The 25,031-nt window shown below is 73.8% G+C and carries 23 protein-coding genes and 1 pseudogene; 19 read left to right on the forward strand and 5 right to left on the reverse strand.

All coding sequences use genetic code 11. The features are described 5' to 3' along the window. Positions 1–24: 24 nt before the first annotated feature. From ACWD4B_RS03835 to ACWD4B_RS03890, 12 genes and pseudogenes are all read left to right on the forward strand, one after another. Positions 25–384 carry an MGMT family protein gene (locus tag ACWD4B_RS03835; protein ID WP_336414165.1) on the forward strand — a complete coding sequence of 120 codons (360 nt, stop codon included), beginning with the start codon at positions 25–27 and terminating at the stop codon, positions 382–384. A 189-nt stretch (positions 385–573) separates the two neighbouring features. Continuing rightward, positions 574–3,864 carry an ATP-dependent helicase gene (locus ACWD4B_RS03840; protein ID WP_451419253.1) on the forward strand — a complete coding sequence of 1,097 codons (3,291 nt, stop codon included), beginning with the start codon at positions 574–576 and terminating at the stop codon, positions 3,862–3,864. A gap of 55 nt (positions 3,865–3,919) precedes the next feature. After that, complete coding sequence (locus ACWD4B_RS03845; RefSeq protein ID WP_451419254.1) at positions 3,920–7,321, forward strand: UvrD-helicase domain-containing protein; 3,402 nt, start codon at positions 3,920–3,922, stop codon at positions 7,319–7,321. A gap of 47 nt (positions 7,322–7,368) precedes the next feature. After that, entirely contained in the window at positions 7,369–8,775 is a 1,407-nt protein-coding gene (locus ACWD4B_RS03850; RefSeq protein ID WP_336414162.1) for a dipeptidase, read from the forward strand. A gap of 69 nt (positions 8,776–8,844) precedes the next feature. Further along, positions 8,845–9,780, forward strand: coding sequence for an NAD(+) diphosphatase (gene nudC, locus ACWD4B_RS03855; protein WP_336414161.1), 936 nt, complete (start codon positions 8,845–8,847; stop codon positions 9,778–9,780). A 101-nt stretch (positions 9,781–9,881) separates the two neighbouring features. Beyond that, positions 9,882–10,586, forward strand: coding sequence for a radical SAM protein (locus ACWD4B_RS03860; protein WP_451419255.1), 705 nt, complete (start codon positions 9,882–9,884; stop codon positions 10,584–10,586). A gap of 153 nt (positions 10,587–10,739) precedes the next feature. After that, on the forward strand, positions 10,740–11,126 hold the full coding sequence (locus tag ACWD4B_RS03865; protein WP_451419256.1) for a hypothetical protein: 387 nt from the start codon (positions 10,740–10,742) through the stop codon (positions 11,124–11,126). Further along, positions 11,123–11,677, forward strand: a complete 555-nt coding sequence (locus tag ACWD4B_RS03870; RefSeq protein ID WP_451419257.1) for a hypothetical protein — start codon at positions 11,123–11,125, stop codon at positions 11,675–11,677. The genes ACWD4B_RS03865 and ACWD4B_RS03870 overlap by 4 nt, the downstream gene beginning before the upstream one ends. Beyond that, positions 11,661–12,404 carry a hypothetical protein gene (locus ACWD4B_RS03875; protein WP_451419258.1) on the forward strand — a complete coding sequence of 248 codons (744 nt, stop codon included), beginning with the start codon at positions 11,661–11,663 and terminating at the stop codon, positions 12,402–12,404. The genes ACWD4B_RS03870 and ACWD4B_RS03875 overlap by 17 nt, the downstream gene beginning before the upstream one ends. Before the next feature lie 215 nt (positions 12,405–12,619). Beyond that, a pseudogene (locus ACWD4B_RS03880) lies at positions 12,620–13,237 on the forward strand (JmjC domain-containing protein); the annotation flags it as partial. Then, the gene (locus ACWD4B_RS03885) at positions 13,222–13,833 is read left to right on the forward strand and encodes a hypothetical protein (RefSeq protein WP_451419259.1); all 612 of its coding nucleotides are present in this window, start codon (positions 13,222–13,224) and stop codon (positions 13,831–13,833) included. The pseudogene ACWD4B_RS03880 and the gene ACWD4B_RS03885, both read left to right, overlap by 16 nt. Before the next feature lie 204 nt (positions 13,834–14,037). Continuing rightward, positions 14,038–14,496, forward strand: coding sequence for a metallopeptidase TldD-related protein (locus ACWD4B_RS03890; protein WP_451419327.1), 459 nt, complete (start codon positions 14,038–14,040; stop codon positions 14,494–14,496). 34 nt (positions 14,497–14,530) lie between these two features. Here the strand turns inward: ACWD4B_RS03890 and ACWD4B_RS03895 are convergent, their stop codons facing one another. Next, positions 14,531–14,770: a mycoredoxin gene (locus tag ACWD4B_RS03895; RefSeq protein ID WP_451419260.1), complete on the reverse strand. Its 240-nt coding sequence runs from the start codon at positions 14,768–14,770 to the stop codon at positions 14,531–14,533. A 164-nt stretch (positions 14,771–14,934) separates the two neighbouring features. Here ACWD4B_RS03895 and ACWD4B_RS03900 point away from each other — a divergent pair, with 164 nt between their 5' ends. The 5 genes from ACWD4B_RS03900 to ACWD4B_RS03920 all read left to right on the forward strand — a co-directional run bounded on the left by ACWD4B_RS03900 (position 14,935) and on the right by ACWD4B_RS03920 (position 18,673). Then, a complete protein-coding gene (locus ACWD4B_RS03900; RefSeq protein WP_451419261.1) occupies positions 14,935–17,115 on the forward strand; it encodes an ATP-dependent DNA helicase UvrD2 in 2,181 nt (726 codons plus the stop codon). 155 nt (positions 17,116–17,270) lie between these two features. Next, positions 17,271–17,561: a hypothetical protein gene (locus ACWD4B_RS03905; protein ID WP_451419262.1), complete on the forward strand. Its 291-nt coding sequence runs from the start codon at positions 17,271–17,273 to the stop codon at positions 17,559–17,561. A gap of 133 nt (positions 17,562–17,694) precedes the next feature. Beyond that, complete coding sequence (locus ACWD4B_RS03910) at positions 17,695–18,054, forward strand: WhiB family transcriptional regulator (RefSeq protein ID WP_336414149.1); 360 nt, start codon at positions 17,695–17,697, stop codon at positions 18,052–18,054. Further along, positions 18,051–18,377 carry a hypothetical protein gene (locus tag ACWD4B_RS03915; RefSeq protein ID WP_451419263.1) on the forward strand — a complete coding sequence of 109 codons (327 nt, stop codon included), beginning with the start codon at positions 18,051–18,053 and terminating at the stop codon, positions 18,375–18,377. The genes ACWD4B_RS03910 and ACWD4B_RS03915 overlap by 4 nt, the downstream gene beginning before the upstream one ends. Before the next feature lie 80 nt (positions 18,378–18,457). Further along, positions 18,458–18,673, forward strand: coding sequence for a hypothetical protein (locus ACWD4B_RS03920; RefSeq protein ID WP_451419264.1), 216 nt, complete (start codon positions 18,458–18,460; stop codon positions 18,671–18,673). 76 nt (positions 18,674–18,749) lie between these two features. On the opposite strand, the gene ACWD4B_RS03925 is transcribed toward ACWD4B_RS03920, so the two are convergent. Beyond that, a complete protein-coding gene (locus tag ACWD4B_RS03925; RefSeq protein ID WP_451419265.1) occupies positions 18,750–20,114 on the reverse strand; it encodes an ABC1 kinase family protein in 1,365 nt (454 codons plus the stop codon). 42 nt (positions 20,115–20,156) lie between these two features. Then, positions 20,157–21,353, reverse strand: coding sequence for a ThiF family adenylyltransferase (locus tag ACWD4B_RS03930; protein ID WP_451419266.1), 1,197 nt, complete (start codon positions 21,351–21,353; stop codon positions 20,157–20,159). Between the two features lie 196 nt (positions 21,354–21,549). On the opposite strand from ACWD4B_RS03930, the gene ACWD4B_RS03935 reads away from it, so the two are divergent. Further along, positions 21,550–22,146, forward strand: coding sequence for a M48 metallopeptidase family protein (locus ACWD4B_RS03935; protein WP_451419267.1), 597 nt, complete (start codon positions 21,550–21,552; stop codon positions 22,144–22,146). A 22-nt stretch (positions 22,147–22,168) separates the two neighbouring features. Beyond that, on the forward strand, positions 22,169–22,993 hold the full coding sequence (locus ACWD4B_RS03940) for a TerD family protein (protein ID WP_451419268.1): 825 nt from the start codon (positions 22,169–22,171) through the stop codon (positions 22,991–22,993). Between the two features lie 57 nt (positions 22,994–23,050). On the opposite strand, the gene ACWD4B_RS03945 is transcribed toward ACWD4B_RS03940, so the two are convergent. Beyond that, the gene (locus ACWD4B_RS03945) at positions 23,051–23,572 is read right to left on the reverse strand and encodes an NUDIX hydrolase (RefSeq protein WP_451419269.1); all 522 of its coding nucleotides are present in this window, start codon (positions 23,570–23,572) and stop codon (positions 23,051–23,053) included. Next, a complete protein-coding gene (locus tag ACWD4B_RS03950; protein ID WP_451419270.1) occupies positions 23,569–25,029 on the reverse strand; it encodes a zinc-dependent metalloprotease in 1,461 nt (486 codons plus the stop codon). Before ACWD4B_RS03950 ends, ACWD4B_RS03945 begins: the two co-directional genes overlap by 4 nt. Positions 25,030–25,031: the final 2 nt, after the last annotated feature.

The following is a 25,031-nucleotide window of genomic DNA, read 5'->3' on the forward strand; positions in this document are numbered from 1 at the left end:
GCGTTGTCGGCGGGGTGCGGCAGGATGGGCCGCGTGAGCGAGCTTCCGGAGACCCTGCCCGAGTATGCCGAGCGGGTGCTGGCCGTGGCCGAGCTGATTCCGCCCGGCCGGGTGATGACGTACGGGGACGTCGCCGAGTGGCTCGGCGAGGGCGGGCCGCGGCAGGTGGGGCGGGTCATGGCGCTCTACGGGGGCGCGGTGCCGTGGTGGCGGGTCGTCCGCGCCGACGGGGTGCTGCTGCCCGGCCACGAGCTGCGCGCCCTCGCCCGCTACCGCGCCGAGGGCACCCCGCTGCGCGAGGCGGGCCGGCAGGCCGAGGGGCACGTGCCGCGCCTGGCGATGGCCCGGGCGCGCTGGGACGGCGATGTGACTCCGCACACGTGAGCCGGGCCGCGCGGCGGGGCCGCGCGCACCGTCCGCGGGCCCGTGGTCCCGGGGCAGCACCCGAACGGATGAGGCCGCGACGGGCGTGCGGGGGCTCCCCGGACGCCCTGCACCCCGGCGGCCTCCTGGCGTAGCGTCGAGGACCGCGTCGCACCCACCCCCGCAACACCACCAGGACCGGCAACCCACGTGAGTCTCTCCCCGCCTTCCCGCTCACCGCATGCCCACCAGGCACGGCAGCCCGCCCAGGGCGCCTACCGTCTGGTGCGCACCCGGCCGGGACCCGTGGTTTCTCCTGAGCTGGACGCACGGCAGCGCGCCGTGGTTGACCACCGGGACGGCCCGCTGCTGGTGCTCGCCGGGCCGGGCACGGGGAAGACCACCACGCTCGTCGAGGCCGTGGCCGAGCGCGTGCGGCGCGGCACCGACCCGGAGCGGGTGCTCGTCCTGACCTTCGGCCGCAAGGCGGCCGTCGAACTGCGCGACCGGATGGCGGCCCGCATGGGCGCCGCCGCGGCCCCGCAGGCGACCACCTTCCACTCGTACTGCTACGCCCTCGTCCGCGCCCACCAGGACGCGGACCTCTTCGCCGACCCGCTGCGGCTGCTGTCCGGCCCCGAGCAGGACGTCGTCGTGCGCGAACTGCTCGCCGGCCAGGCCGAACTGGAGCGCGCGGGCCGCGCCGCCGTGCGCTGGCCCGACGAACTGCGCGCCTGCCTGACCACCCGCGGCTTCGCCGACGAGGTGCGCGCCGTCCTCGCCCGCAGCCGCGAACTCGGCCTGGGGCCCGGCACGCTCGGCGCCTTCGCCGCCCGCACCGGGCGCCCCGACTGGCGGGCCGCCGCCTCCTTCATGGCCGAGTACCTGGACGTCCTCGACGCCTACGGGGTCCTCGACTACGCCGAACTCGTCCACCGCGCCGTGCTGCTCGCCGAGCGCCCGGAGACGGCCGTGGAGCTCGCCGGCCGCTACGACGCGGTCTTCGTCGACGAGTACCAGGACACCGACGCCTCCCAGGTGCGCCTGTTGCGCGCGCTGGCCGGCGGTGGCCGGACGCTGGTCGCCTTCGGCGACCCCGACCAGTCGATCTACGCCTTCCGCGGCGCCGACGTGGGCGGCATCCTCGACTTCCCCCGCACCTTCGCCCGCCCGGACGGCACCCCCGCCCCCGTCGAGGTCCTGACCGTCTCCCGCCGCTCCGGGGCGCACCTGCTCGCTGCCACCCGGCAGCTCACCCGCCGCATGCCGCTCACCCGCCTGCCCGCCGACGCCGTCCGCGCCCACCGGGAGCTCACCGCCGTCCGCCCCGGCGGCCGGGTGGAGGCCTTCACCTACCAGACCCAGGGCGCCGAGACCGACAACATCGCCGACATCCTGCGCCGCGCCCACCTCGAGGACGACGTCCCCTGGCAGGACATGGCCGTCCTGGTACGCGCCGGCTCCCGCTCCCTGCCGTCCCTGCGCCGCGCCCTGACCGCCGCGGGCGTACCCGTGGAGGTCGACGGCGACGACCTGCCCCTGCGGCACGAACCGGCCGTCGCCCCCCTGCTGACCGCCCTGCGCACGGTCGCCGAATCGGTCCTCCCGGCGGAGGAGGACACCCCCTGGCTCGCCGCCGAGACCGCCCTCGCCCTCCTCGCCTCCCCCCTCGGCGGCATGGACGCCGCCGACCTGCGCCGGCTCGGCCGCGCCCTGCGCGACGAGGAACGGGCCGCGGGCCGGACCGTCCCCCGCCCCTCCGACGAACTCGTCGCCGAGGCGCTCGCCGCCCCCGAACGCCTCGCCGCCCACGACCCCGCCTACGCCCGCGGCGCCCAGCGCCTGGCCGCCCTCCTGCAGAGCGCCCGCGCACTGCTCGCCGGCGGCGCCACCGCCGAGGACGCCCTGTGGGCCCTGTGGAACGGCACCCCCTGGCCCCAGCGCCTCGAACGCGCCGCCCACCGCGGCGGCGCCGCCGGACGCAACGCCGACCGCGATCTCGACGCGGTCTGCGCCCTGTTCGAGACCGCCGCCCGCGCCGAGGCCCGCACCGGCGGCCGCGGCGCCCTCAACCTCCTCGACGAGCTCGACGCCCAGGACATCGCCGCCGACACCCTCACCCGCCGCCCCGCCCGCCCCGACGCCGTGCGCCTGATGACCGCGCACCGCTCCAAGGGCCTGGAGTGGCGCCTCGTCGTCGTCGCCGGAGTACAGGAAGGCCTCTGGCCCGACCTGCGCCGCCGCGGCTCGCTCCTGGAGGCCGACCGCATCGGCCGCGACGGCCTCGCCGAACCGCTCACCCCTGGCGCCCTGCTGGCCGAGGAGCGCCGCCTGTTCTACGTGGCCGCCACCCGCGCCCGCGACCGCCTGGTCGTCACCGCCGTCAAGGCCGCCGCCGAGGACGGCGACCAGCCCTCCCGCTTCCTCACCGAACTCGGCACCACCCCCGTCGACGTCACCCAGCGGCCCCGCCGCCCCCTCGCCGTCGCCGCACTCGTCGCCGAGCTGCGCGCCACCACCGTCGACCCCGCCGCCTCCGACGCGCTGCGCGCCGCCGCCGCCGAACGGCTCGCCCGGCTCGCCGCCCTGCGCGACGAGGAGGGCCGGCCGCTCGTCCCGGCCGCCCACCCCTACCGCTGGTGGGGCCTGGCCGAGGCCACCCACAGCGAGGTGCCGCTGCGCGACCCGGAGCGCCCCGTCGCCCTCTCCGGATCCGCACTCGGACAGCTGGAGGGCACCTGCTCGCTCCAGTGGTTCCTGGGCCGCGAGGTCAAGGCGGACGCCCCCGCCACCGCCGCCCAGGGCTTCGGCAACGTCGTGCACGTCCTCGCCGACGAGGTCGCCTCCGGCCGCACCCCCGCCGACCTCGCCGTCCTGATGGAACGCCTGGAGTCCGTCTGGGACGCGCTCGCCTTCGACGCCCCCTGGAAGTCGCTGCAGGAGAAGGAGAACGCCCGCGCCGCCCTCGAACGCTTCCTGCGCTGGCACGTCCTGCAGCGCGGCGGCCGCGGCGCCGTCGCCACCGAGCACCCCTTCGACGTCACGCTCAAGGCCGACGACCACCTCGTGCGCATCCGCGGCTCCATGGACCGGGTCGAGCGCGACGGCCAGGGCCGCGCGTACGTCGTCGACTTCAAGACCGGCAAGGGCACGGTCTCCGCGGGCGACGTCGAGCGCCACCCGCAGCTCGCCGTCTACCAGCTGGCCGTCGAACAGGGCGCCGTGGACGAGCTGTTCGACGGCGCGCGGCCGGAGCCGGGCGGCGCCGAGCTCGTCCAGCTGCGCCAGGGCGCGGCGAAGAAGGACGGCGGTGACGCCCTGCCCAAGGTGCAGGCCCAGGAGCCGCTGGGGGAGGGGCAGTGGATCGGCGACCTGCTGGCCGCGGCCGCCCGCCGCGTCCTCGAGGAACGGTTCTCCCCGCGCCCCGGCCAGCACTGCACCCACTGCACCTTCCGCGCCTCGTGCACGGCACGCCCGGAGGGCCGGCATGTCGTGGAGTGAGCAGGAAGAGCCTGGTCGGCGCCCGTTGTCAGTGGCCCCCGCTAGCGTTTCCGGCGTGACCCCGCGCCTGACCGATCCCGAGCAGCTCAAGGAGCTCCTCGGCATCCCCTTCACCCCGGAGCAGACGGCCTGCATCACCGCGCCGCCCGCCCCGCAGGTCATCGTGGCCGGAGCCGGATCCGGCAAGACCACGGTGATGGCCGCGCGCGTGGTCTGGCTCGTCGGCACGGGCCAGGTCGCCCCCGAGCGGGTCCTCGGCCTGACCTTCACCAACAAGGCGGCCGGCGAGCTCGCCGAGCGCGTCCGCAAGGCCCTCGCGCAGGCCGGCATCACCGATGCGTACGACGACGACCCCGACCGCGCCGCGGGCGAGCCCCAGATCTCCACCTACCACGCCTTCGCCGGACGGCTGCTGAAGGAGCACGGCCTGCGCATCGGCCTGGAGCCCTCCGCCCGCCTCCTCGCCGACGCCACGCGCTACCAGCTCGCCGCCCGCGTCCTGCACTCCTCCCCGGGCCCCCACCCCGCGCTCACCCGCTCCTTCGGCGACCTCGTCTCCGACCTGCTGGCCCTCGACGCCGAGCTCAGCGAGCACCTCGTGCCGCCCGCCCGCCTGCACGCCCACGACACCGAACTGCTCGCCGCCCTGGAGGGCGCCCGGCTCACCAACGCCGACCTGCGCAAGGTCCCCGAGGCCGCCCGCGCCCGCCGCGAACTCCTCGGCCTCGTCCGGACGTACAGAGAGGAGAAGCGCCGCCGCGATCTGCTCGACTTCGGCGACCAGATCTCCCTCTCCGCCGAACTCGCCCTCGAACGGCCCGAGGTGGGCCGCATCCTGCGCGAGGAGTTCGCCGTCGTCCTCCTCGACGAGTACCAGGACACCTCCGTCGCCCAACGGCTGCTGCTCGCCGGGCTGTTCGGCGGCGGCACCGGACACCCCGTGACCGCCGTCGGCGACCCCTGCCAGGCCATCTACGGCTGGCGCGGCGCCTCCGTCGCCAACCTCGACGACTTCCCGCGCCACTTCCCGCACGCCGACGGCAGCCCCGCCCGGCGCCACGCGCTCGGCGAGAACCGCCGCAGCGGCGGCCGCCTGCTCCGCCTCGCCAACCACCTCGCCGCCGAACTCCGTACCCGGCACGAGGGCGTCGAGGCCCTGCGCCCCGCCCCCGGCGCCGAGCACGACGGCGTCGTCCGCTGCGCCCTGCTGCCCACCCACGCCGAGGAGCTGGACTGGCTCGCCGACTCCCTCGCCCACCTCGTGCGCACCGGCACCCCGCCCGGCGAGATCGCCGTGCTCTGCCGCACCGCCTCGGACTTCGCCCGCATCCAGGGCGCGCTCGTCGCGCGGGACGTGCCCGTCGAGGTCGTCGGCCTGTCCGGCCTGCTGCACCTGCCGGAGATCGCCGACCTCGTCGCCGTCTGCGAGGTCCTCCAGGACCCCACGGCCAACGCCTCCCTCGTCCGCCTGCTCACCGGCCCGCGCTGGCGCATCGGCCCCCGCGACCTGGCCCTCCTCGGCCGCCGCGCCCGCACCCTGGTGCCCTACGGGTCCGCCGGGGCCGACCCCGAGCGGCGCCTCGCCGAGGCCGTCGAAGGCGTGGACCCGGCCGAGACGATCTCGCTGGCCGACGCCCTCGACACCTTCCTCACCGCCGACGCCCCCGACGACGGCCTCCCCTTCTCGCCCGAGGCCCGCATCCGCTTCGCCCGCCTCGCCGCCGAACTGCGCGACCTGCGCCGCTCGTTGGCCGACCCGCTGATGGACGTCCTGCACCGGATCCTGGCCACCACGGGCCTGGAGGTCGAGCTCTCCGCCTCCCCGCACGCGCTGGCCGCCCGCCGCCGCGAGACGCTCACCCAATTCCTCGACATCGCCGCGAACTTCGCCGCCCTGGACGGCGGGACGACCCTGCTCGCCTTCCTGGGCTTCCTGCGCACCGCAATGCGGTACGAGAAGGGCCTGGACAGCTCGCTCCCCGGCGGCGAGAACACCGTCAAGATCCTCACCGCGCACAAGTCCAAGGGCCTGGAGTGGGACGTCGTGGCCGTCCCCGGCCTCGTCGCCAAGCAGTTCCCCAGTGAACAGGCCCGCGAGTCCTGGACCGCCCAGCCCAGGGTCCTGCCGCATGCCCTCCGCGGCGACGCGGACACCCTGCCCGGCGTGGACGCCTGGGACAGCAAGGGCCTGGCCTCCTTCAAGGCCGCCATGAAGGAGCATCAGCGCATCGAGGAACTCCGCCTGGGCTACGTCACCTTCACCCGCCCCCGCTCCCTCCTGCTCGCCTCGGGCCACTGGTGGGGCCCGGACCAGAAGCGCCCGCGGGGCCCGTCGGCGTTCCTGGAGGCCCTGCGCGCCCACTGCGAGGAGGGCCACGGTGAGATCGAGGCCTGGGCCGACGCCCCCGAGGAGGGCGCGGAGAACCCGGCCCTGCAGGCGGCCGCGGCTGACCAGTGCTGGCCGCTCCCGCTGGACCCCGAGTCCCTGGCCCGCCGCCGGGCCGCGGCGGACGCGGTCACGGCCCACCTGGCGCGCCTGGAGGCCGAACCGCAGAATCCCGAAGCCGAGCCCGCCCACGACCCGGACTGGCCCCCTCCGCCCGAGGACGACGAGGCGCCGGCGGACGACACCCCCCTCGGCGAGGACGAGGACGAGGACTGGGACTGGGATTCCCTGCCCACCACCCGCCCCCGGGTACCGGCCCCCCGCCCCGCCCCCGCGGCGGACCCGCTCCTCCCCGAGGAGGCCCGCGCCGTCGCCTCCTGGGACCGCGACCTGGACGCGCTCGCCGGCGAGCTCCGCCGCGCCCGTGCCACGGTCCGTGACGTCGCCCTGCCCGCAAGCCTCACCGCCACCCAGCTGATGCACCTGGCCGCGGACCCGGACGCCTTCGCCCGCGACCTGGCGCGCCCCATGCCGCGCGCCCCGCAGCCCGCCGCCCGCCGCGGCACCCGCTTCCACGCCTGGGTGGAGTCCCGCTTCGACGCCGTCCCCCTGCCCCTTCCTCTGCACGACCCGGACGACCTGCCGGGCGAGGAGGACGGCACGGAGATCGCCGACGAGCGCGACCTGGCCGCGCTCAAGGAGGCCTTCGAGCGCACCCCCTACGCCCGCCGCGTCCCGCACCGCGTCGAGGTGCCCTTCCAGCTCACCCTCGCCGGCCGGCCGGTCCGCGGCAGGATCGACGCCGTCTACCGCACCCCGGACGGCGAGGGCTACGAGATCGTCGACTGGAAGACCGCCCGCGACCGCACCCTCGCGGATCCCCTCCAGCTCGCGATCTACCGCCTGGCCTGGGCGGAACGCTGCGGCCTGCCCCTGTCCGCCGTCACCGCGGCCTTCGTCCACGTCCGCGACGGCGAGACCGTGCGCCCCGCCGGCCTGCCGGACCGGGCGGCGCTGGAGCGCATCCTCCTCGGCGGGGAACCGGAAGCGGAACCGGGGGAGGGATCATGACGGAACCCGGTCCCGGTCACACCCCGTATCCGGCTAGGCTCGAGGTCATGAGCAACACCCCGGACAGCGCCGTCCGCACCTGGATCGAAGGCCACCGCGCCGCGTTCCTCGACGACCTCGTCGAGTGGCTGCGCATCCCCTCCGTGTCGGCGGACCCCGGCCGCGCGTCCGACGTGCGCCGCAGCGCCGAATGGCTGCAGGCGAAGCTCAAGGAGACCGGCTTCCCGACCGCCGAGGTCTGGGAGACGGACGGCGCCCCGGCGGTCTTCGCCGAGTGGCCCTCCGGGGAGGCGGACGCACCGACCGTCCTGGTCTACGGCCACCACGACGTCCAGCCCGCCGCCCGCGAGGACGGCTGGCACACCGAGCCGTTCGAGCCGGTCGTGAAGGACGGCCGGCTGTACGCGCGCGGCGCGGCCGATGACAAGGGACAGGTCTTCTTCCACACCCTGGGCGTCCGGGCCCACCTCGCGGCCACCGGCCGCACCGCCCCGGCGGTCAACCTCAAGCTGCTGATCGAGGGCGAGGAGGAGTCCGGCTCGCCGCACTTCCCCGGCCTCGTGCGCGCCCACGCCGACCGCCTCGCCTGCGACGCCGTGATCGTCTCCGACACCGGCATGTGGTCCGCGGACACCCCGACCGTGTGCACGGGCATGCGCGGGCTCACCGACTGCCAGATCGACCTGTACGGCCCCGACCAGGACATCCACTCCGGCTCGTTCGGCGGCGCCGTGCCCAACCCGGCCATGGAGGCCGCCCGCCTGGCCGCCGCGCTGCACGACGAGCAGCACCGCGTGACGATCCCCGGCTTCTACGACGGCATCGCCGAACTCACCGACGCCGAGCGCGAACTCTTCGCGGAACTGCCGTTCGACGAGCAGCAGTGGCTGCGCACGGCCCACTCGCACGGCACCCTCGGCGAGGCGGGCTACAGCACCCTGGAGCGCATCTGGGCCCGGCCCACCGCCGAGGTCAACGGCATCGGCGGCGGCTACCAGGGCCCCGGCGGCAAGACGATCGTCCCCTCCTCCGCCCAGCTGAAGCTCTCCTTCCGGCTCGTCGCCGGGCAGGACGTGGAGCTCATCGAGCGGTCCCTGGGCGCCTGGGTGGCGGACCGGCTGCCCGAGGGCATCCGGCACGAGGTGACGTTCTGGGGCGCGACCCGCCCCTGCCTGACGCCCCTGGACCACCCGGCACTGCAGGCCGTCGTCCGGGCCATGGGCAAGGCCTTCGGGCAGAAGATCCGTTACACGCGGGAGGGCGGCTCGGGCCCCGCCGCCGATCTGCAGGACGTGCTCGGCGCGCCCGTGCTGTTCCTCGGCATCTCGGTGCCGTCGGACGGCTGGCACGCGCCGAACGAGAAGGTCGAGCTGGATCTCCTCATGAAGGGCGTCGAGACCGCCGCCCACCTGTGGGGCGAGCTCGCCGCGACCGGGCGCACCGGCCGGGCCTGACCGGCGGATCCGAGAGCCGCGCCCATGACGCACCGTCATCACCATTCGCAGGGGGAGTTGGAAGCAGCCGTGACCACCTGGACCGATCTCGCAGCAACCCGGCCCATCACGCTCAGCGACACGAGCGGCATCGACCGCGCCGCGCACCACCGCCTGGACGAGGCGTGGCTGTCGGCGGCGTGGAGCCACCCGTCGACGCGGGTCTTCGTGGTCTCCGGCGGGCAGGCGCTGATCGACGACACCCCCGACGGCCGCACCGAGCTGGTGATGACCCCCTCCTTCGAGGCGCCCGTCACCGAGACGCACCGCTACTTCCTGGGCGAGGACGCCGACGGCGTCGCCTACTTCGCCCTGCAGAAGGACGCGCTGCCGGGCCGGATGGACCAGTCGGCGCGGCCGGCCGGGCTGCGCGAGGCGGGGCTGCTGCTCTCGCCGCGCGACGCGGGCCTGATGGTGCACGCGGTGGCCCTGGAGAACTGGCAGCGGCTGCACCGCTTCTGCTCCCGCTGCGGCGAGCGCACGGTGATCGCGGCCGCCGGCCACATCCGCCGCTGCCCGGCCTGCGGCGCCGAGCACTACCCGCGCACCGACCCGGCCGTGATCATGCTGGTGACGGACGAGAAGGACCGGGCCCTGCTGGGCCGGCAGATGCACTGGCCGGAGGGCCGTTTCTCGACGCTCGCGGGCTTCGTCGAGCCGGGCGAGTCCATCGAGCAGGCCGTGCGCCGCGAGGTCGCCGAGGAGGCCGGCGTGGTGGTCGGCGACGTGGAGTACGTCGCCAGCCAGCCCTGGCCGTTCCCGTCCAGCCTGATGCTGGGCTTCATGGCCCGGGCGACGTCCTCGGACATCCAGGTGGACGGCGAGGAGATCCACGAGGCGCGCTGGTTCTCGCGGGACGAGCTGCGGGCCGCGTTCGCCTCGGGCGAGGTCCTGCCGCCCACCGGTATTTCCATCGCGGCCCGGCTGATCGAACTCTGGTTCGGCGAGCCGCTGCCCGCAAGCTGAATATCGCGTTCCAGAACATCTTCCCGCGCAATTCCCGCACCGGATATCGGATACCGGTGCGAGGAGGGGCGTCATCCGGCCGGCAGACCCTCGCCAAACCGGTGCACACCGGGGGAACGGGGCGTCAGCTGGCCGGATACGGAAACAGGTCCCTGCCCAAAGGGGCGTATCAACAGGGAACTCCCGCGCAGATTGCCGGCATCGTGGAATCCGTCGTGCGCCGGCACGGCGTGGACTTCGTGGCCGTCGTCGACGAGAACACCAATCTGCGGCTGATCGTCCAGGCAATGCGCGAAGTCCGCCGCCGCGGCATCCGGATCACCTTCAGCACCCGCAACCGACTCGAATCCGTCCTCCTCGACGAGGAGTTCTGCCGGGAACTCGCGGAGCTCGGATGCGTTCTCATGAGCGTCGGCTACGAGACGAATGCGCAGCGCCTGCTCGACCTCATGGACAAAGGCGTCGTCTCCGCCGACTACCAGCGCATCATCGACAACGTCACCGGTGCGGGCATCAATCTCCGGCTGTCGGTCATGGGCGGCCTCTTCGACGAGACCGAGGACGAGGCGAAGGCGTCACGGGAATTCCTCCGGGCCAACGAGACGAAGATCGGCATCGACGTCCTGCAGCTCATGGTCGCGGAACCCGGAACGCTCTTCGCCTCCGACGCCGGGCGCTACGGCATCGCCCTCGACCGCACGGGCGCGCTCGGCGCCAACCCCGAGCTCAACTATCTCGGCGGCAGACACGGTTACCCGCTGACCGCTCCGGACGGCCCGGCCGCACCACGTCCCTGCAACGGCTGACGGACACCTTCCAGGCCGTCCGCCCGCAGGGGAACGACGCACTGCCCCCGCACCAGCGGCGCAGCCAGGCGCACGGGCCGGTTCGCCGGCTTCCGCGCCCTGCCCTACACCGGCGAAGGGATCTCGCTGGAGGAGGCCTTCGCCGGCTACGCCATGGACCTGCCCTGCGCGGCACCGGACGGTGAGGACCCCGCGGCCCAGGACCTCTGGTACACGCTGCAGCACGAGATGCTCCTCGCCCTCCTCACCGCACTCGTCCACGAACGGCCGGTCTCCTTCCGGACGGACGTGCCCGGCATCCTGCCCACCGACCACGGACACGCCACCGTGCGCAGCTGCCCCGCACGACTGCCGGCCCGCTGGGGAGCAGCAGCCGCGGCGGGGAACGACAGCGGAAGCGTGACCTGCCTGTACGTGTGCACACCCCGGGCCATGGCCTTCGGACCCGTCTCCCGGCGGATCGCCGACGCCCTGCTCCGGCCCGACGAGCCCGAAGCGGAACGAGCCGGACAGGCACTGCGGAGGCGAGGAATCTGGTGACGACGGACGGCAGGACGACACTCGACGACACCCGTGAAGGACTGCGTGAAGGACTGCGCGAAGGACTGACCGTCGTACCGGAACACGGTCACGTCCTCCCGGTCTGGGACGTCAGGGAGTTCACAGGCGAACGCCTCCTCTTCTTCGACCGGCACCTCGACCTCAAACACGTGCCCGCGGAGGACTGCCGGGCACTCGCCGCGCTGCGCGGCCGCCCCCGCGAACTCGCCGCCGCCTGCCGCCGTCTGCCGTTCCGCGAGCCCGGTCAAGGGCGCTACGGGCTCGACGACTTCCTCTACCCCGCACTCGCCGGCGGCTGGCTCTCCTCCGTGTGCTGGGTCGTCCCCGGCGAGGCCGGCCGGAACCCCGCAGCGGCCCTGCTGGGCGCGCTCAGCCTGGTGCCCCACGTCGGTCACCGGGTGATCGAGACCTTCGCCCGCGAACCGTGGGGCGTCCGCGCCGAACTGCTCGTCGGCACTCTCGCCTGCACCGGCCTGCACACTCGGCCCCGAAGTACTGGACGACATCACCGCCGTGGACGTCGACCTTGACTACTTCGTCGACAGCGACGGGCGTACGGACCACACCGCCGCCGACGTCATGGCCCGACTGGGCCCGTGGAGCGGCAAGGTACGCAGCTGGAGCGGCTCCCTGAGCGTCTCCAGCGGATTCGTTCCCGCCGACCGCGGCACCGGCCTGGCCGAACAGCTGGCACAGGAACTGGGCATGCCCCTGCGGACACCCGCCGCCGAGGTGTTCACCGGCACCTCGGACGGCACCGCCCCGGAACGCTCACTGGCAGCCGCCGCACGCGGCACCCCCCCTCGACCCGGCGGAGACCGCGCGGCTGTGGGACGAGGAACTGGCCACCCTGGGCGCCGAGGGCCTCACCCTGCGCGCTGTCCTCGACGCCCGGTCGGGACGCATCGACGAGGCCCTTACCGCCGTCCACGACGCCCGGCAGCCGCCTACGTCACCGGACTCGCGGCCATGCACGCACGCCAACACGCCACGGCACTCGAACTGTTCGACCTGTGCACCGAGACCGTCTCCGACACCCTGGACGCCCACGCCGGCATCCTGGGCGTCATCTGCGCCCTGCGCCTCGGCCGCAGCACCGACGGCGTACAACGGGCACGACGCGCCCTGGAGACCACCCCGCTCCACCGCGACCTGCCCGGCCTGCTGGCCCTGGCCGGCCGCCGCAGCGGGGACCGCGGCACCGAACGCGACGCACAACGGCACACCGGCATCCTCGCGGAGGTCTGGGATGGCTGACGAACACGCCTTCCTCCCCGGCAAGAGCCGGGAGACGTTCTTCGCCGCACACTTCCGCCGCACCCCCTTCGTCCTGCGCGGAGCCGCCCGTACACTCCTCGAACCTCCCCTGACCGTCGCCGAGTTCGAGGAGATCCGGGCCCGCCTGGCCGCGGTCAGCGACACCGTCCGGCACGCCCTGGACTGGCCCAACGTGTGGTGCGACGCGGTACGCACACTCGCCCCCTTCGGGCATCGGCTGCCACTTCGACGACAGCGACAACCTGGTGATCCAGCAGGAGGGCACCAAACGCTGGCAGCTCGCCCCGCCCTCCGGCCTGCCCGAGGACTCCCTGCGCCGCCGCATGACCGGTGACCACGCCGTCGGCACCGCCTATATGCCCGACGACGCCCTCGAATTCGTCCTCGAACCCGGGGACGTGCTCTACCTCCCGGTGTTCTGGAGCCACTGGGGCGTCAGCGACGGCCCCTCCCTGAGCATCAGCGTCGCCCTCAACTCCGCCAGCGCGCTGCAGTCCGTACTGCCGCTGATCGGCGAGGAGTTGGCGGCACACCGCGCGTGGTGGCAGCCGCTGCCGCCGGGCGAGCCCGACCTCGACGCCCTCTGGCAGGCCCTCGACGACCCCGCACTGCGGCACCGCATTGGCACAGCCCTGCGCGCACGCCACCGCGCCGGCGTGCGCCACGGGCTGCACGCCCCCGTACCGGGCCGGACACCGAACAGGACGACGGTGCAGACGGTGCAAGGGAACCCCTCGCCGTCACCCTCCGCGGCCCACTGCGCGACCTGCTCCGCCGCACCCCGGACCTGCCCGACGTGCGCGCCCTGCTGACCGCACCCGTCTCCGACACCCTCTGGGCGGACGCACGCAGGGAACACACCCGGCACGTCCTCCTCCGCGTCCTGCGCCTGCTGCGCCACCGCAGCAGCCACTGGGACGGCCGACCCGACACCCTGCGCACCGCACAGACGATCGTCGACCTGCTGTCGGCCGCCGAGGAGCCGGAACTCCTCGCCCTGGGCCGCCACCCCGTCCTCCTCGGGGCCGTCCGCCGCGCCGAACGCGAAGCCGCCGCCGACTACTGGGAGCCCGACGACACCTTCGTCCCGCACGTCGCCTCCGCCGTCCTCGGCATCGCCGCCCGCCACCCCGGAACAGTCGCCGGCCGGCCACTGACCGCAGTCCCTTCGGAACCCCACGGCATCGCCGTACTCCTGCCCGGCGAACGCTGGACCGTCCCCGCGGATCTCGGCGACACCACCGCCGTGCGGTTCGACCCGCAGGACGGCACTCCCGAACTGCGCACGGCCGACGGCACATGGCAGCGGTCCGCCGTCACACCGCTCGCCACTGTTGGCCGTTCGGGCCTGCACCTGCTGACGCACCACACCTGGTGGCAGACGGCCGAACAGCTCGGAATCTCCTGACACTGCGGCCGCCTGCCGCAACAGGAAGCGGACACGGCAGCGGACGCCGTCGCCCTGCTCGCCGACCACTGGCCCGACGCCCTGGCCGCCGCCGAAGCCCACCTGCTGCTCTTCGCCGGACCCGCACCGGCCTAGCGGCTCGCCCTGACGGCAGCAGGGGCGGCACCGGCCCCGGAGGCCGCAGCCGCAGGTCTGGTCACCGTCCTGGCCCGGACCGGCAACGGCCGCCGCTCCCTCGGCACCGGACCGGCACAGCCGAGGATGTCCGCCCTGTCCGTGGCCGTCGGCGGCACACCGGCCGACAGCATGATCCGGTCCGTCCGCCGGGGCCTGTACTGCCGCGGGGCCTGGGGCGGCGGCTCGGTCGAGGAACTGTTCGTGATCCGGCCGGCCTACGCGGAGTGGATCGAGGACGGAGAACTCACCGGGACCCTCGTCCGCCGGCTGCACATCAAGGGGGACAAGACGGCCGCCCTGCACGCCCTGCGGCAGGTGGGCGACGACGTCGCCTTCTTCAACCCCGTCACCGGCTGCGGCAAGAACGGCCAGGAACTGCCGGTGAGCGTGGCCGCCCCCTCCCTCGCCTGCGAAGCCCTGACGGCCGTGCCCGTGCCGGGCCCCCGCCCACGGCGGGACGACCCGGCACCCGGCCGACCGCTCTGACCCGATCCGGCCCTCTCCGGCCCGATCGCCCGGATCAGACGCCCAGGCTCTGCTTGACCTGGGCCAGGGAGGGGTTGGTGAGCGTCGTGCCGTTCGGGAAGAGCACGGTCGGGACGGTCTGGTTGCCCCCGTTGGCCTTCTCCACGAAGGCGGCCGCCTCGGGGTCGAGCTCGATGTTCACCTCGGTGTACGCGATTCCCTCGCGGTCCATCTGGCTCTTCAGACGGCGGCAGTAACCGCACCAGGTGGTGCTGTACATCGTCACGGCGGACATCGGGGCTCCTTAGGGGTGGGTGATGCTCCGCGGGTAGAACGTGCGTCCGCCCCGTGGCATTCCCGCCAGGGCCACTCCCGTCGACTCCCGCATTAATACGACCGCACGGTCCCGGCTGTGGACAACATTCCCGGTCGCCTCCGGGGACCTGGCAGCATGGCGGGGTGACAGCAGCAACGCACTCCTCCCTCTTCCCCCAGGTGCCGGCCTCCGCCGACGCGGTGCTCGACGGGCTCGACCCCGAGCAGCGCGAGGTGGCCATGGCCCTGAGCGGGCCGGTGTGCGTCCTGGCCGGAGCCGGCACGGGCAAGACCCGGGCGATCACCCACCGCATCGCCTACGGCGTCCGCTCCGGAGTGCTCCAGCCCGCCAGTGTGCTCGCCGTCACCTTCACCAACCGCGCCGCGGGGGAGATGCGCGGCCGGCTGCGCCAGCTCGGCGCGGGCGGCGTCCAGGCCCGCACCTTCCACTCGGCGGCCCTGCGCCAGCTGCAGTACTTCTGGCCGAAGGCCGTCGGCGGCGAACTGCCGCGCCTCGTCGAGCGCAAGATCCAGGTCGTCGCCGAAGCAGCCGCCCGCTGCCGCATCCGCCTCGACCGCAACGAACTGCGCGACGTGACGGCGGAGATCGAATGGGCGAAGGTCACCCAGACCGTCCCCGAGGACTATCCGGCCGCCGCGGCCAAGGCCGGCCGCGATGTCCCGCGCGACCCGGCCGAGACCGCCCGCGTCTACGGGATGTACGAGCAGCTCAAGCGCGACCGCGGAGTGATCGACTTCGAGGACGTCCTGCTCCTCACCGTCGGCGTCCTCCAGGACCGCCACGACATCGCCGAAACCGTCCGCCACCAGTACCAGCACTTCGTCGTCGACGAGTACCAGGACGTCAGCCCCCTCCAGCAGCGGCTGCTGGAGCTGTGGCTGGGCGGCCGCGACAACCTCTGCGTCGTCGGCGACGCCAGCCAGACCATCTACTCCTTCACCGGCGCCACCCCCGACCACCTTCTCGACTTCCGCACCCGCCACCCGCAGGCGACCGTCATCAGACTCGTCCGGGACTACCGCTCCACCCCCCAGGTGGTCCACCTGGCCAACGGACTGCTCTCCCAGGCCCGCGGCAGGGCTGCCGAGCACCGGCTGGAGCTGATCTCCCAGCGCCCGCCCGGCCCCGAGCCGCGCTACGCCGAGTTCGCCGACGAGCCGGCCGAGGCCGAGGGCACCGCCCGGCGCATCCGCGAGCTCCTCGACTCCGGCGTGCCCGCGAGCGAGATCGCTGTCCTCTACCGCATCAACGCCCAGTCCGAGGTCTACGAGCAGGCCCTCGCCGACGCCGGGGTGCCCTACCAACTGCGCGGCGCCGAGCGGTTCTTCGAACGCCCCGAGGTTCGCGAGGCCGGGCTGCTGCTGCGCGGCGCCGCCCGCGCCGGCAGCCACGCCGACCCCCAGCTCGCCGACGCCGACGACCTCCCCTCCCAGGTGCGCGCCGTCCTGGGCACCCGCGGCTGGTCGCCCGAGCCGCCCGCCGGATCCGGCGCCGTGCGCGACCGCTGGGAGTCCCTGGCCGCCCTGGTGCGGCTCGCCGAGGACTTCGCCCGGGCCCGGCCGCAGGCCACCCTCGCCGATCTCGTCACCGAACTGGACGAGCGGGCGAGCGCCCAGCACGCACCCACCGTCGAGGGTGTGACGCTCGCCTCACTCCACGCCGCCAAGGGCCTTGAGTGGGACGCCGTCTTCCTGGCCGGCCTCACCGAGGGCATGCTGCCCATCACCTACGCCAAGACCGACGAGCAGATCGAGGAGGAGCGCCGCCTGCTCTACGTCGGCGTCACCCGGGCCCGGCTGCACCTCACCCTGTCCTGGGCGCTCTCCCGGACCCCCGGCGGCCGCCCCTCGCGCCGCCCCAGCCGCTTCCTCAACGGGCTGCGGCCGGGCTCCGCCGCGCCCCGCCCGGGCTCGGCGGCCGCGGCCGTCCAGGGCGGCATCGAGCGCGGTGACCGGCGCAGACGCCGCGGGCCCGCGCACTGCAGGGTCTGCGGCCGCACGCTGACGGACGCGGGCGAGATCAAGCTGATGCGCTGCGAGGACTGCCCCTCGGAGCTGGACGAGGCGCTCTACGAGCGGCTGCGCGACTGGCGGGCCGAGCAGGCCCGGCAGCTGGGCCAGCCCGCCTTCTGCGTCTTCACCGACAAGACCCTGCTCGCGATCGCCGAGGCCGTCCCGGGAACCGAAGCGGAGCTGGCGGGCATCTCAGGTGTCGGAGGGCGCAAGCTGGACAGGTTCGGCGCCGAGGTCCTGGCCCTGTGCGCGGGGGCGGAACCGACGTCGCAGAACTCCCCGGAAAAATAGTTTGCGCGCGCGGAGGGCATACCCATAGCCTTCCGAGCAGGGAAACCGCGGTTCTTCCGAGAGCTGCTGTGTCCGTGCTGTACTTGCAGAACCGAAACCGAAGAGCAGGACCGGTCACCACCGGTCCCCCGAGACGCCGAGAGGAGGCGGAGACAATGATCAGCTTTATCGCAGGCAACAAAATGACCGATCGCCAGATCGGCTCCGCCAGCATGCTCGGCTTCGCCGCCGGTTGCTTCCGGGGCACCGGTGTGTCCGCCGACGTCCCGATGTTCTTCGAAGAGCGACCGACCCAGGCGTCTGCGGTAGCGGCAGCAGCGGTGGCACAGGCGAAGCCCTATGCCCTCGCAGCGGCGGCCAATGGCGCCGGATCCCTGCACCTGCAGCACCAGAACGACTCGATGTGGGCCTTCCGTGGGCTCGAACCCTGGAGAGATCCAGCCTGATCGGCGAGATCAGGTCGGCACCTTCCAGGGCCGCGGAACCCACACCGGGATCCGCGGCCCTTTTGTTTGCCCCCCAAGCCTGGGGAACCAGCCCGGCCACCAGCCGGAACAACAGACGAGGACACACGACACCGTGCACATCTCCACGCACACCCCGTCAGCCACCGACTTGATCCCCCCGCCTGTGCCCACGGAGGACACCTTGACCCCCCTCACCACCCTGACCGAGCTCGACGACGCGATCGAGAACCTCGGCGGCTCGGTTCCCTGCCGCAGCTATGACCCCGAGGTCTTCTTCGCCGAGTCCCCGGCCGACGTGGAGTACGCCAAGTCGCTCTGCCAGACCTGCCCGCTGCGCGAGGCCTGCCTGGCCGGCGCCCAGGACCGCCGTGAGCCCTGGGGCGTCTGGGGCGGCGAGCTCTTCGTCCAGGGTGTGGTCGTCGCCCGCAAGCGGCCCCGTGGCCGTCCGCGCAAGAACCCGGTCGCCGCATGAACGCCGCCGGCACCATCGACCGCCCCACGACGCACGACCCCAAGAAGCAGGATCCGACGATGCAGCGCCCGTCCCCCGAGCCATTCGGCTCCGAAGCCCCCGCCCGTGACACCTCCGGTGTGCTGAAGTCGCGCCAGAACAGGAACCTCGAAATGCAACTCATCCCAGAAGCCCTGGCCCGGGCCCATATGCAGGACCGCCTGCAAGAGGCCGAGTCCGAACGCAGGGCCGTCCGGCTGGTCGCCGCCCGGCGGATGCAGCGCCGCGCCGAGCGCGCCTCGCTGCGCGCCCGCCGAGCTCTGGCCATGGCCGTGATGCACTGAGACGACTCGCACGGGGCCGGTCCATCGGGACCGGCCCCGTTGTGCGCTTCCGGACCGTGCACGGGGATATCGTCTGGGAGGTGGACCAGAAGACGCATAAACCAGTGCAGTTGGATCCTGAGGCCACCGAGACCGCCACGCCCCTCACGTGCGCTCGCTGTGGCACCGCCGCCGACGGTACGCCGCCGACCTGGACCTGCTCCGTCGAGAACGGCACCCGCCGCTACTTCTGCGACGCCTGTGCCCGCGCCAACATCAGATCCATCGAAGGGCGCTTGGACTCGTCCTGGTGGTGAGGGGAGCGGGGGGTTGGCGTTGACGCCCCTCCCGGGGGGGCCTCCCCCCCCGCCCCACCCCTCCCCCCTGAAACCGTCAGGCCGGTGTTTCCTCGCTGTGGGTGTCCGTGGCGAAGCCGGGGACCCACGCCTCCATTTCGTCGCGCAGGCGTACCGTGGCGCCCAGTTGGCACAGCACCCCGATGGTGCTCATCGTCACCCGGTGTATCAGCAGGTAGGCCGGAGGCAGGTTGAGCTGCCGGGCCAGCTGGTACGCGGGGGAGCGCGGGTCGGCTATACGGGTCGCCTGGGAGCGCAGCCAGTCGCGGGTGAAGGTGAATGCATCCACCTGTGCGGGCTCGATGATCGGGACCAGGTAGTCGAGGATCGCGCCCGGATCCAGCTCGATCTCCGGCTTGACGAAGCCCTCGTCCTGCAGCAGTTCGTGGACCGCTTCCGCATCGCCGTCCAGGGCCAGCCGCAGGGCCGTGCCTATCTCGACCGGGAGCCCCTGCGGAAGCCGGTCGACGGTGCCGAAGTCCAGCACGCCCAGCCGCCACTTCTCCGGCGGGCCGTCCGGGGCGTCCCCCGTCAGCAGCCGGAAGTTCCCCGGATGCGGATCGGCGTGCAGCAGGCCCGTGCGGGCCGCACCGGAGAAGAGGAACCGGGCCAGCAACTGCCCTGCACGGTCCCGCTGCTCCTGGGTGCCGTTCGCTATCACCTCGGACAGCGGCACCCCCTCCAGCCATTCCGTCACCAGCACTTGGTCGGAGTGATGGATCACATCGGGCACCACCACATCGCCGTCGCCGGAGAACTCCCGGGCATGGGCTCTCTGAGCCCGTGCCTCCAACTCGTAGTCCAGCTCCTCCGCGACGCGGTCGCGCAGTTCCGTGATCAGAGGCTTGATGTCCATGCCGGGGATCAGCGGCCCCAGCAGCCGGGCAAAACGGCCCAGTTGCGTCAAGTCCGACAGAAGTGCATCACCCGCACCGGGATACTGCACCTTGACCGCGACCTCGCGGCCGTCGTGCCAGACCGCGCGGTGCACCTGCCCGATCGACGCTGCTGCCGCCGGCCGGTCCTCGAACTCGTCGAAGAGATCCCGCCAGTCCTCCCCGAGCCGCTCCGCCAGGGCCGCGTGCACCGATGCCGTCGGCATGGGCGGCGCGGCCTCCTGGAGCTTGGTCAACGCGGCCCGGTAGGGGCCGGCTATCTGCTCCGGAAGCGCCGACTCGAAGACGGACAGCGCCTGACCGAGCTTCATGGCCCCGCCCTTGAGCTGCCCCAGGGTGGCGAAGAGCTGCTCGGCCGTCCGCTGCTGGAGCTCCGCGGCGATCATCTCCGCGGGCCGCCCTCCGATGCGTTTGCCGAGCCCGAGCGCAGTGCGCCCTGCGAACCCCAAGGGCAGCGCGGCCAACTTGGCGGTCCGCGTGACCGCCTTGCGGGGTAGATCAGACATGCGCCCCTCCAACTCGCTGAACAGCCACGCCGCGGACGGCGGTTACCGGGCCATTGTCCCGTGCGGCATCCCCGCGGCCGGAGCATCCCCCGGACCGGGGGAGCCCGCTGCGCCGCACGGACACCGCGGATGCGGCTCCACGGGCCGCGGGGACCAGGCGGGACCCGGCAGTGCCAGATCCAGCCGGACCCCCGCGCCCGCGGCGGACCCACCGTCGAGAAAGGCCAGCGCCCGCACCACGGTCAGCCCCGCCACGACCGTGGCCAGTGCCATGTCGCAAGACGGTACCCCCGGCCCCCGGCCCGACCTCCACTGGGCGAGCATCCGCGGCCACGCCGGGTCCCGCTCGGCCCGGCCGAGCTCGATGCAGGCGGCGCAGGCCGTCGCGCCCGGCAGCACCAGCGGGCCCACCACTCCCGTGGCCTCCAGAACTCCCGCGTACATATGGGGAGTACCGGACGAGAGGAACTCCTCGGCCGCTGCCGGGTCCGGTGCGTAGGCCGCGAGGCCGTCGCGCGGGGCGAACACCACCAGTGCCAGGGGCGGCTCGGCGGCCCGTTCCCCGTCGCCTCCGGCGCGGGACCGCGGGCGGGGCAGGGGCGCGGCTCGGCGGACCGCCCGGCGGGCGGCGGAGTCCCTCCGCTCGCCGGTCCGCTCGGGGTCCACCCCGCCGGGCGTCACGTCCCAGGGCTCGACGCAGCCGCCGTCCATCACGTCCACCCGCCCGACCCCCGAGGCCGAGAGCAGGGCCGCGACGGCTGCGCCGACCCGGCCGGCCCCGCGCACCTGCACCCGCATCGTCTGCCGGGCGGCCATCAGCCGCATCGCCGCGCCGGGTTCGCGGTGGAGGACGGAGAGCGAGGCCAGGTCGGGGCGGAGCCGCTGCAGGGCGTCGCCGTCGCTCCGCTCGCGCAGGGCGGCCGCGCCGGCCCCGCCGCCGCGCGGATCGTCGAGCAGGCCGGCTGTGCCGAGCCGCTCCACCAGGCCGTCGGCCTTGCCCTCCGGCAGTCCCATGCCCCGGGCCTCCTCGCGGAGCAGGGGCAGGCCGCGGGTTCCGTCGAGCAGGCCGAGGAAGCAACTGGTCGCGGTGTCGACCGGGCCGACGAGGACGGCGTGTGCCGGGCCCACGCCGAACTGCACGTGGGCCCGGTCGCGCCAGGCCCGCCGCAGTGCGGGCTTGATCATCGGGTGTGCGGAGCCGGGACGGGCCCGGGCGGTGGGCGTCGGGTGTGCGGACATGATTCCCCCTCGGTCTCGCCGGGCCGGACCGATCCGGTCGGCGACGGGATCAGCATGCACGTCCTGGCGAGGGGCTGTGCAGAGTTGTCCACAGGGCAGGGATGATTGTCATACAAGCCGTGTGCTGCGGGTGTGTTTCGCCGACAACCGGTCCGCGGGCAGGACTTCGTGCACCGGCAACGGGTAACGTCGGGGCGTGCCCGCCGACCCCCTGCACAGTGCCGCAAGACCACCGCGCAGCGCCCCGAGCCCGCACTCCAGAGGGCCCGAGAACCACGCGGTCGAGGTCCGGCGGAGCACTCGTCGCCGTAGAACGGTCTCCGCGTACCGCGAGGGCGACCGGACGGTGGTGCTGATCCCGGCGCGGATGTCGGACGCGGAGGAGCAGCGCTGGGTCACCGTGATGCTCGACAAGCTCGCGGCGCAGGAGAGCAGGAGGATGCTCGGCGACGCCGAGCTCGCCGAGCGGGCCGGGCGGCTGTCCGAGCAGTACCTGGACGGCCGGGCACGCCCCGACTCGGTCCGCTGGGTCACCAACCAGAACACCCGCTGGGGATCCTGCACCCCGGCCGAGGGCAGCATCCGGCTCTCGCACCGGCTCCAGGGGATGCCCGAGTACGTGGTGGACTACGTGCTCCTGCACGAGCTGGCGCATCTGCTCGTCCCCGGGCACGGGCCGGCCTTCTGGCGGCTCCTGGAGGCGTATCCGCGCACCGAGCGGGCCCGTGGATACCTCGAAGGCGTGGTCGCCGCCGAGCGGTTGCCGCATCTCCCGGCCGCCCGCAGCGAGTGAGGCTGCGGGTAGCCTGGCGCACATGTCCCGGGAATTCCAGCGCGGCCACAGGGCCAGGATCAGTGACCTGACGGCAGGGACCGAACTGTACGTCGGGGTGCAGGCGGGCGGTCCCGGAGTGGCCTTCGACATCAGCTGCTTCGGTCTGGACGCCGGCGAACGGCTCTCCGACGACCGGTACTTCGTCTTCTACAACCAGCCCGCCTCGCCCGAGGGGGCCATCCGCCAACTCGGGCCGCAGGCCGGTGACACGGAGTCGTTCCAGGTCTCCCTAGACCGCATCCCGGCGCACATCCACAGGCTCGCCTTCACCGCGACGGTCGACGGCGAAGGACTGATGTCGCAGACCGGGCCCGGCTGCATCCGTCTCGTCGCGGGAGGGGTGGAGATCGCCCGGTACTCCTTCACCGGCGGGGAGTTCAGCACCGAGCGGGCCGTGATGCTCGCCGACGTCTACCGCAAGGACGGGTGGCGGTTCGCCGCCGTCGGCCAGGGCTTCGACGGCGGGCTGGAGGCGTTGCTGACGAACTTCGGCGGTGAAGTCATCGAGGAACAGGATCAGGAGCCGCAGCCCGCGCCGGAGGCGGCGCCCCCGGTGCAGGCGGTTCCGGATCCGGTCCCGGACCAGGGCTCCGGGCTGCACTACGCGCCCACCCTCGCCGCGCCCATCGCCCCGCCCGGCTACTTCTCGGGCGAGACCACCGGCACCGTGCCGTCCGGCCCGTACGGCGGCGGGTCCCACGGCGGCCGGTCCCATGGCGGAGGGTCGTACGGGGGCGTCGTGCCGCCGCCCGGTCCGCCCCCGCCGCCCGGAGTGCCGGGCCGGCGCGGCCCGTTCGGCCGCTGACCATGCTGTAAGGGGCGCCCACCCTTGGTGGACGCCCCTTACGCATCGGCCGTTCCGCTACAGGCGCGCGAGCGTCCGCTCCAGCAGCCGGACCACGGATGTGTCCGCGACCCCGCCCACCTCGTCGTAGGCGAACCAGCGCAGGTCCAACGACTCGTCGCTGATCGTCGCCGCCGCGTCCTGAGGCGCCAGGGCCGCGTACTGCACGTCCAGGTGCCAGTTGCACGGCGCCGGGATGGGGTGGCGGTCCAGGCGCACCGGGCCGCCCGGCAGCAGCGTCAGGCCCGCGATGCCGGACTCCTCGGTCGCCTCCCGCAGGGCGGCCTCCTCCAGCGTGGTGTCACCGGGCTCGCAGTGACCGCCCATCTGCAGCCACATCTGCAGCTTGCGGTGCAGGGTGAGCAGCACCCGGCCGTGCTCCGGATCGATCACCAGCGCACTGGCCGTGACGTGGCCCGCCTGGCAGGGCTTCCACATGCCGTCCGCATAGGCCGCCAGGTGGTCCAGGTAGAGACCGCGCAGATCCGGCTGGTCCGCGTACTCCTTCAGCACGCGGACCGCGTTCTCGTGCAGGCTCACTTGTCGCTGCCGCCCTTGCCGTCCTCGCCGTTCTCCTTGCCGGAGGCGTCGTCCTTGCCGGAGGCGTCACCGGCATCGCCCGTGCCACCGGCCGGGCTGCCGCCCGCGGCCTCGCCGAGCATCTTGTCGATCTCGGAGAAGTCCAGGTGCTCGCGGTGGACGAAGCCGTCCGGGTCGTCCAGGTCGGCCGCCGTCGGCAGCATGTCCGGGTGCTCCCAGAGGGCGTCGCGGCCGTCCGCGCCGCGGGCGTCCGTCAGGGAGGCCCACAGCCGGGAGGCGTCCCGCAGCCTGCGGGGGCGCAGCTCCAGGCCGATCAGCGTGGCGAAGGTCTGCTCGGCGGGGCCGCCGGTGGCGCGGCGCCTGCGCAGCGTCTCGCGCAGCGCGTCGGCGGACGGCAGGTGCGGCGCGGCCGCGGCGTGGACGACGGCGTCGACCCAGCCCTCGACGAGTGCCAGAGCGGTCTCCAGGCGGGCCAGGGCCGTCTTCTGCTCCGGGCTGTCCTCCGGCTGGAACATGCCCTGCTGCAGCGCCTCCTGGAGCTGCTCGGGGTGCGTGGGGTCGAGCTGGCCGACCACGTCCTCCAGCTTCGCGGTGTCGACCTTGATGCCCCGCGCATAGCCCTCGACGGCGCCGAACAGGTGTGAGCGCAGCCACGGCACGTGGGCGAAGAGCCGCTGGTGGGCGGCCTCGCGCAGGGCCAGGTACAGACGCACCTGGTCCTGCGGGACGCCGAGTCCGGAGCCGAACGCGGCGATGTTCACCGGCAGCAGCGCGGCCTTGCCGGCCGGGCCGAGCGGCAGGCCGATGTCGGTGGAGCCGACCACCTCGCCCGCCAGGACGCCCACGGCCTGGCCGATCTGGGTGCCGAACATGGCCCCGCCCATGCTGCGCATCATGCCGAGCAGCGGGCCCGCCATGGCCTGCATCTCCTCGGGCAGCACGTCGCCCATGGCCGCGCCGACCCGCTCGGCGACCGGGTCGACCAGGTCCTTCCACACCGGGAGGGTCGCCTCGACCCACTCGGCGCGGCTCCACGCCACGGCGGTGCCGGAGCCGGAGGGCAGCGACGTCACACCGTCGAGCCACAGGTCGGCCAGCCGCACGGCCTCCTCGACCCCGGCCCGCTCGCCGTCCGAGACGCTCGCGTCCTTGCTGCCGTCGGCGGTGCCCTGGGCGACGGTGCGGCGCGCGATGTCCTTGGCCATGTCCCAGTTCACCGGGCCGCCCTCGTAGGAGAGCATCTGGCCGAGCTGCTGGAAGGCGGCGCCCAGGTCGTTCGGGTTCATCGAACCGAACATCGCGGCGAACGGGTTGTCCCCGCCGCCCGCGGGCCCGCCGAAGCCGAAGGGATTCGCGGGTCCCTGTCCGTCACCCTGGCCACCGCCCTTCTTCTTGCCGTTGTCGCCGTCCTCCGGCTCCTCCGGCGGAAGACCGAATCCGAATGGGGTGTCACTCACGG

Source organism: Streptomyces sp. NPDC002536, assembly GCF_053594995.1.

Coding starts and splice junctions, on each gene's coding strand:
- ACWD4B_RS03835 (WP_336414165.1), top strand. CDS start 25: ATGGGCCGCGTGAGCGAGCTTCCGGAGACCCTGCCCGAGTATGCCGAG.
- ACWD4B_RS03850 (WP_336414162.1), top strand. CDS start 7,369: ATGAGCAACACCCCGGACAGCGCCGTCCGCACCTGGATCGAAGGCCAC.
- ACWD4B_RS03865 (WP_451419256.1), top strand. CDS start 10,740: ATGGACCTGCCCTGCGCGGCACCGGACGGTGAGGACCCCGCGGCCCAG.
- ACWD4B_RS03895 (WP_451419260.1), bottom strand. CDS start 14,770: ATGTCCGCCGTGACGATGTACAGCACCACCTGGTGCGGTTACTGCCGC.
- ACWD4B_RS03905 (WP_451419262.1), top strand. CDS start 17,271: ATGATCAGCTTTATCGCAGGCAACAAAATGACCGATCGCCAGATCGGC.
- ACWD4B_RS03915 (WP_451419263.1), top strand. CDS start 18,051: ATGAACGCCGCCGGCACCATCGACCGCCCCACGACGCACGACCCCAAG.
- ACWD4B_RS03925 (WP_451419265.1), bottom strand. CDS start 20,114: ATGTCTGATCTACCCCGCAAGGCGGTCACGCGGACCGCCAAGTTGGCC.
- ACWD4B_RS03930 (WP_451419266.1), bottom strand. CDS start 21,353: ATGTCCGCACACCCGACGCCCACCGCCCGGGCCCGTCCCGGCTCCGCA.
- ACWD4B_RS03940 (WP_451419268.1), top strand. CDS start 22,169: ATGTCCCGGGAATTCCAGCGCGGCCACAGGGCCAGGATCAGTGACCTG.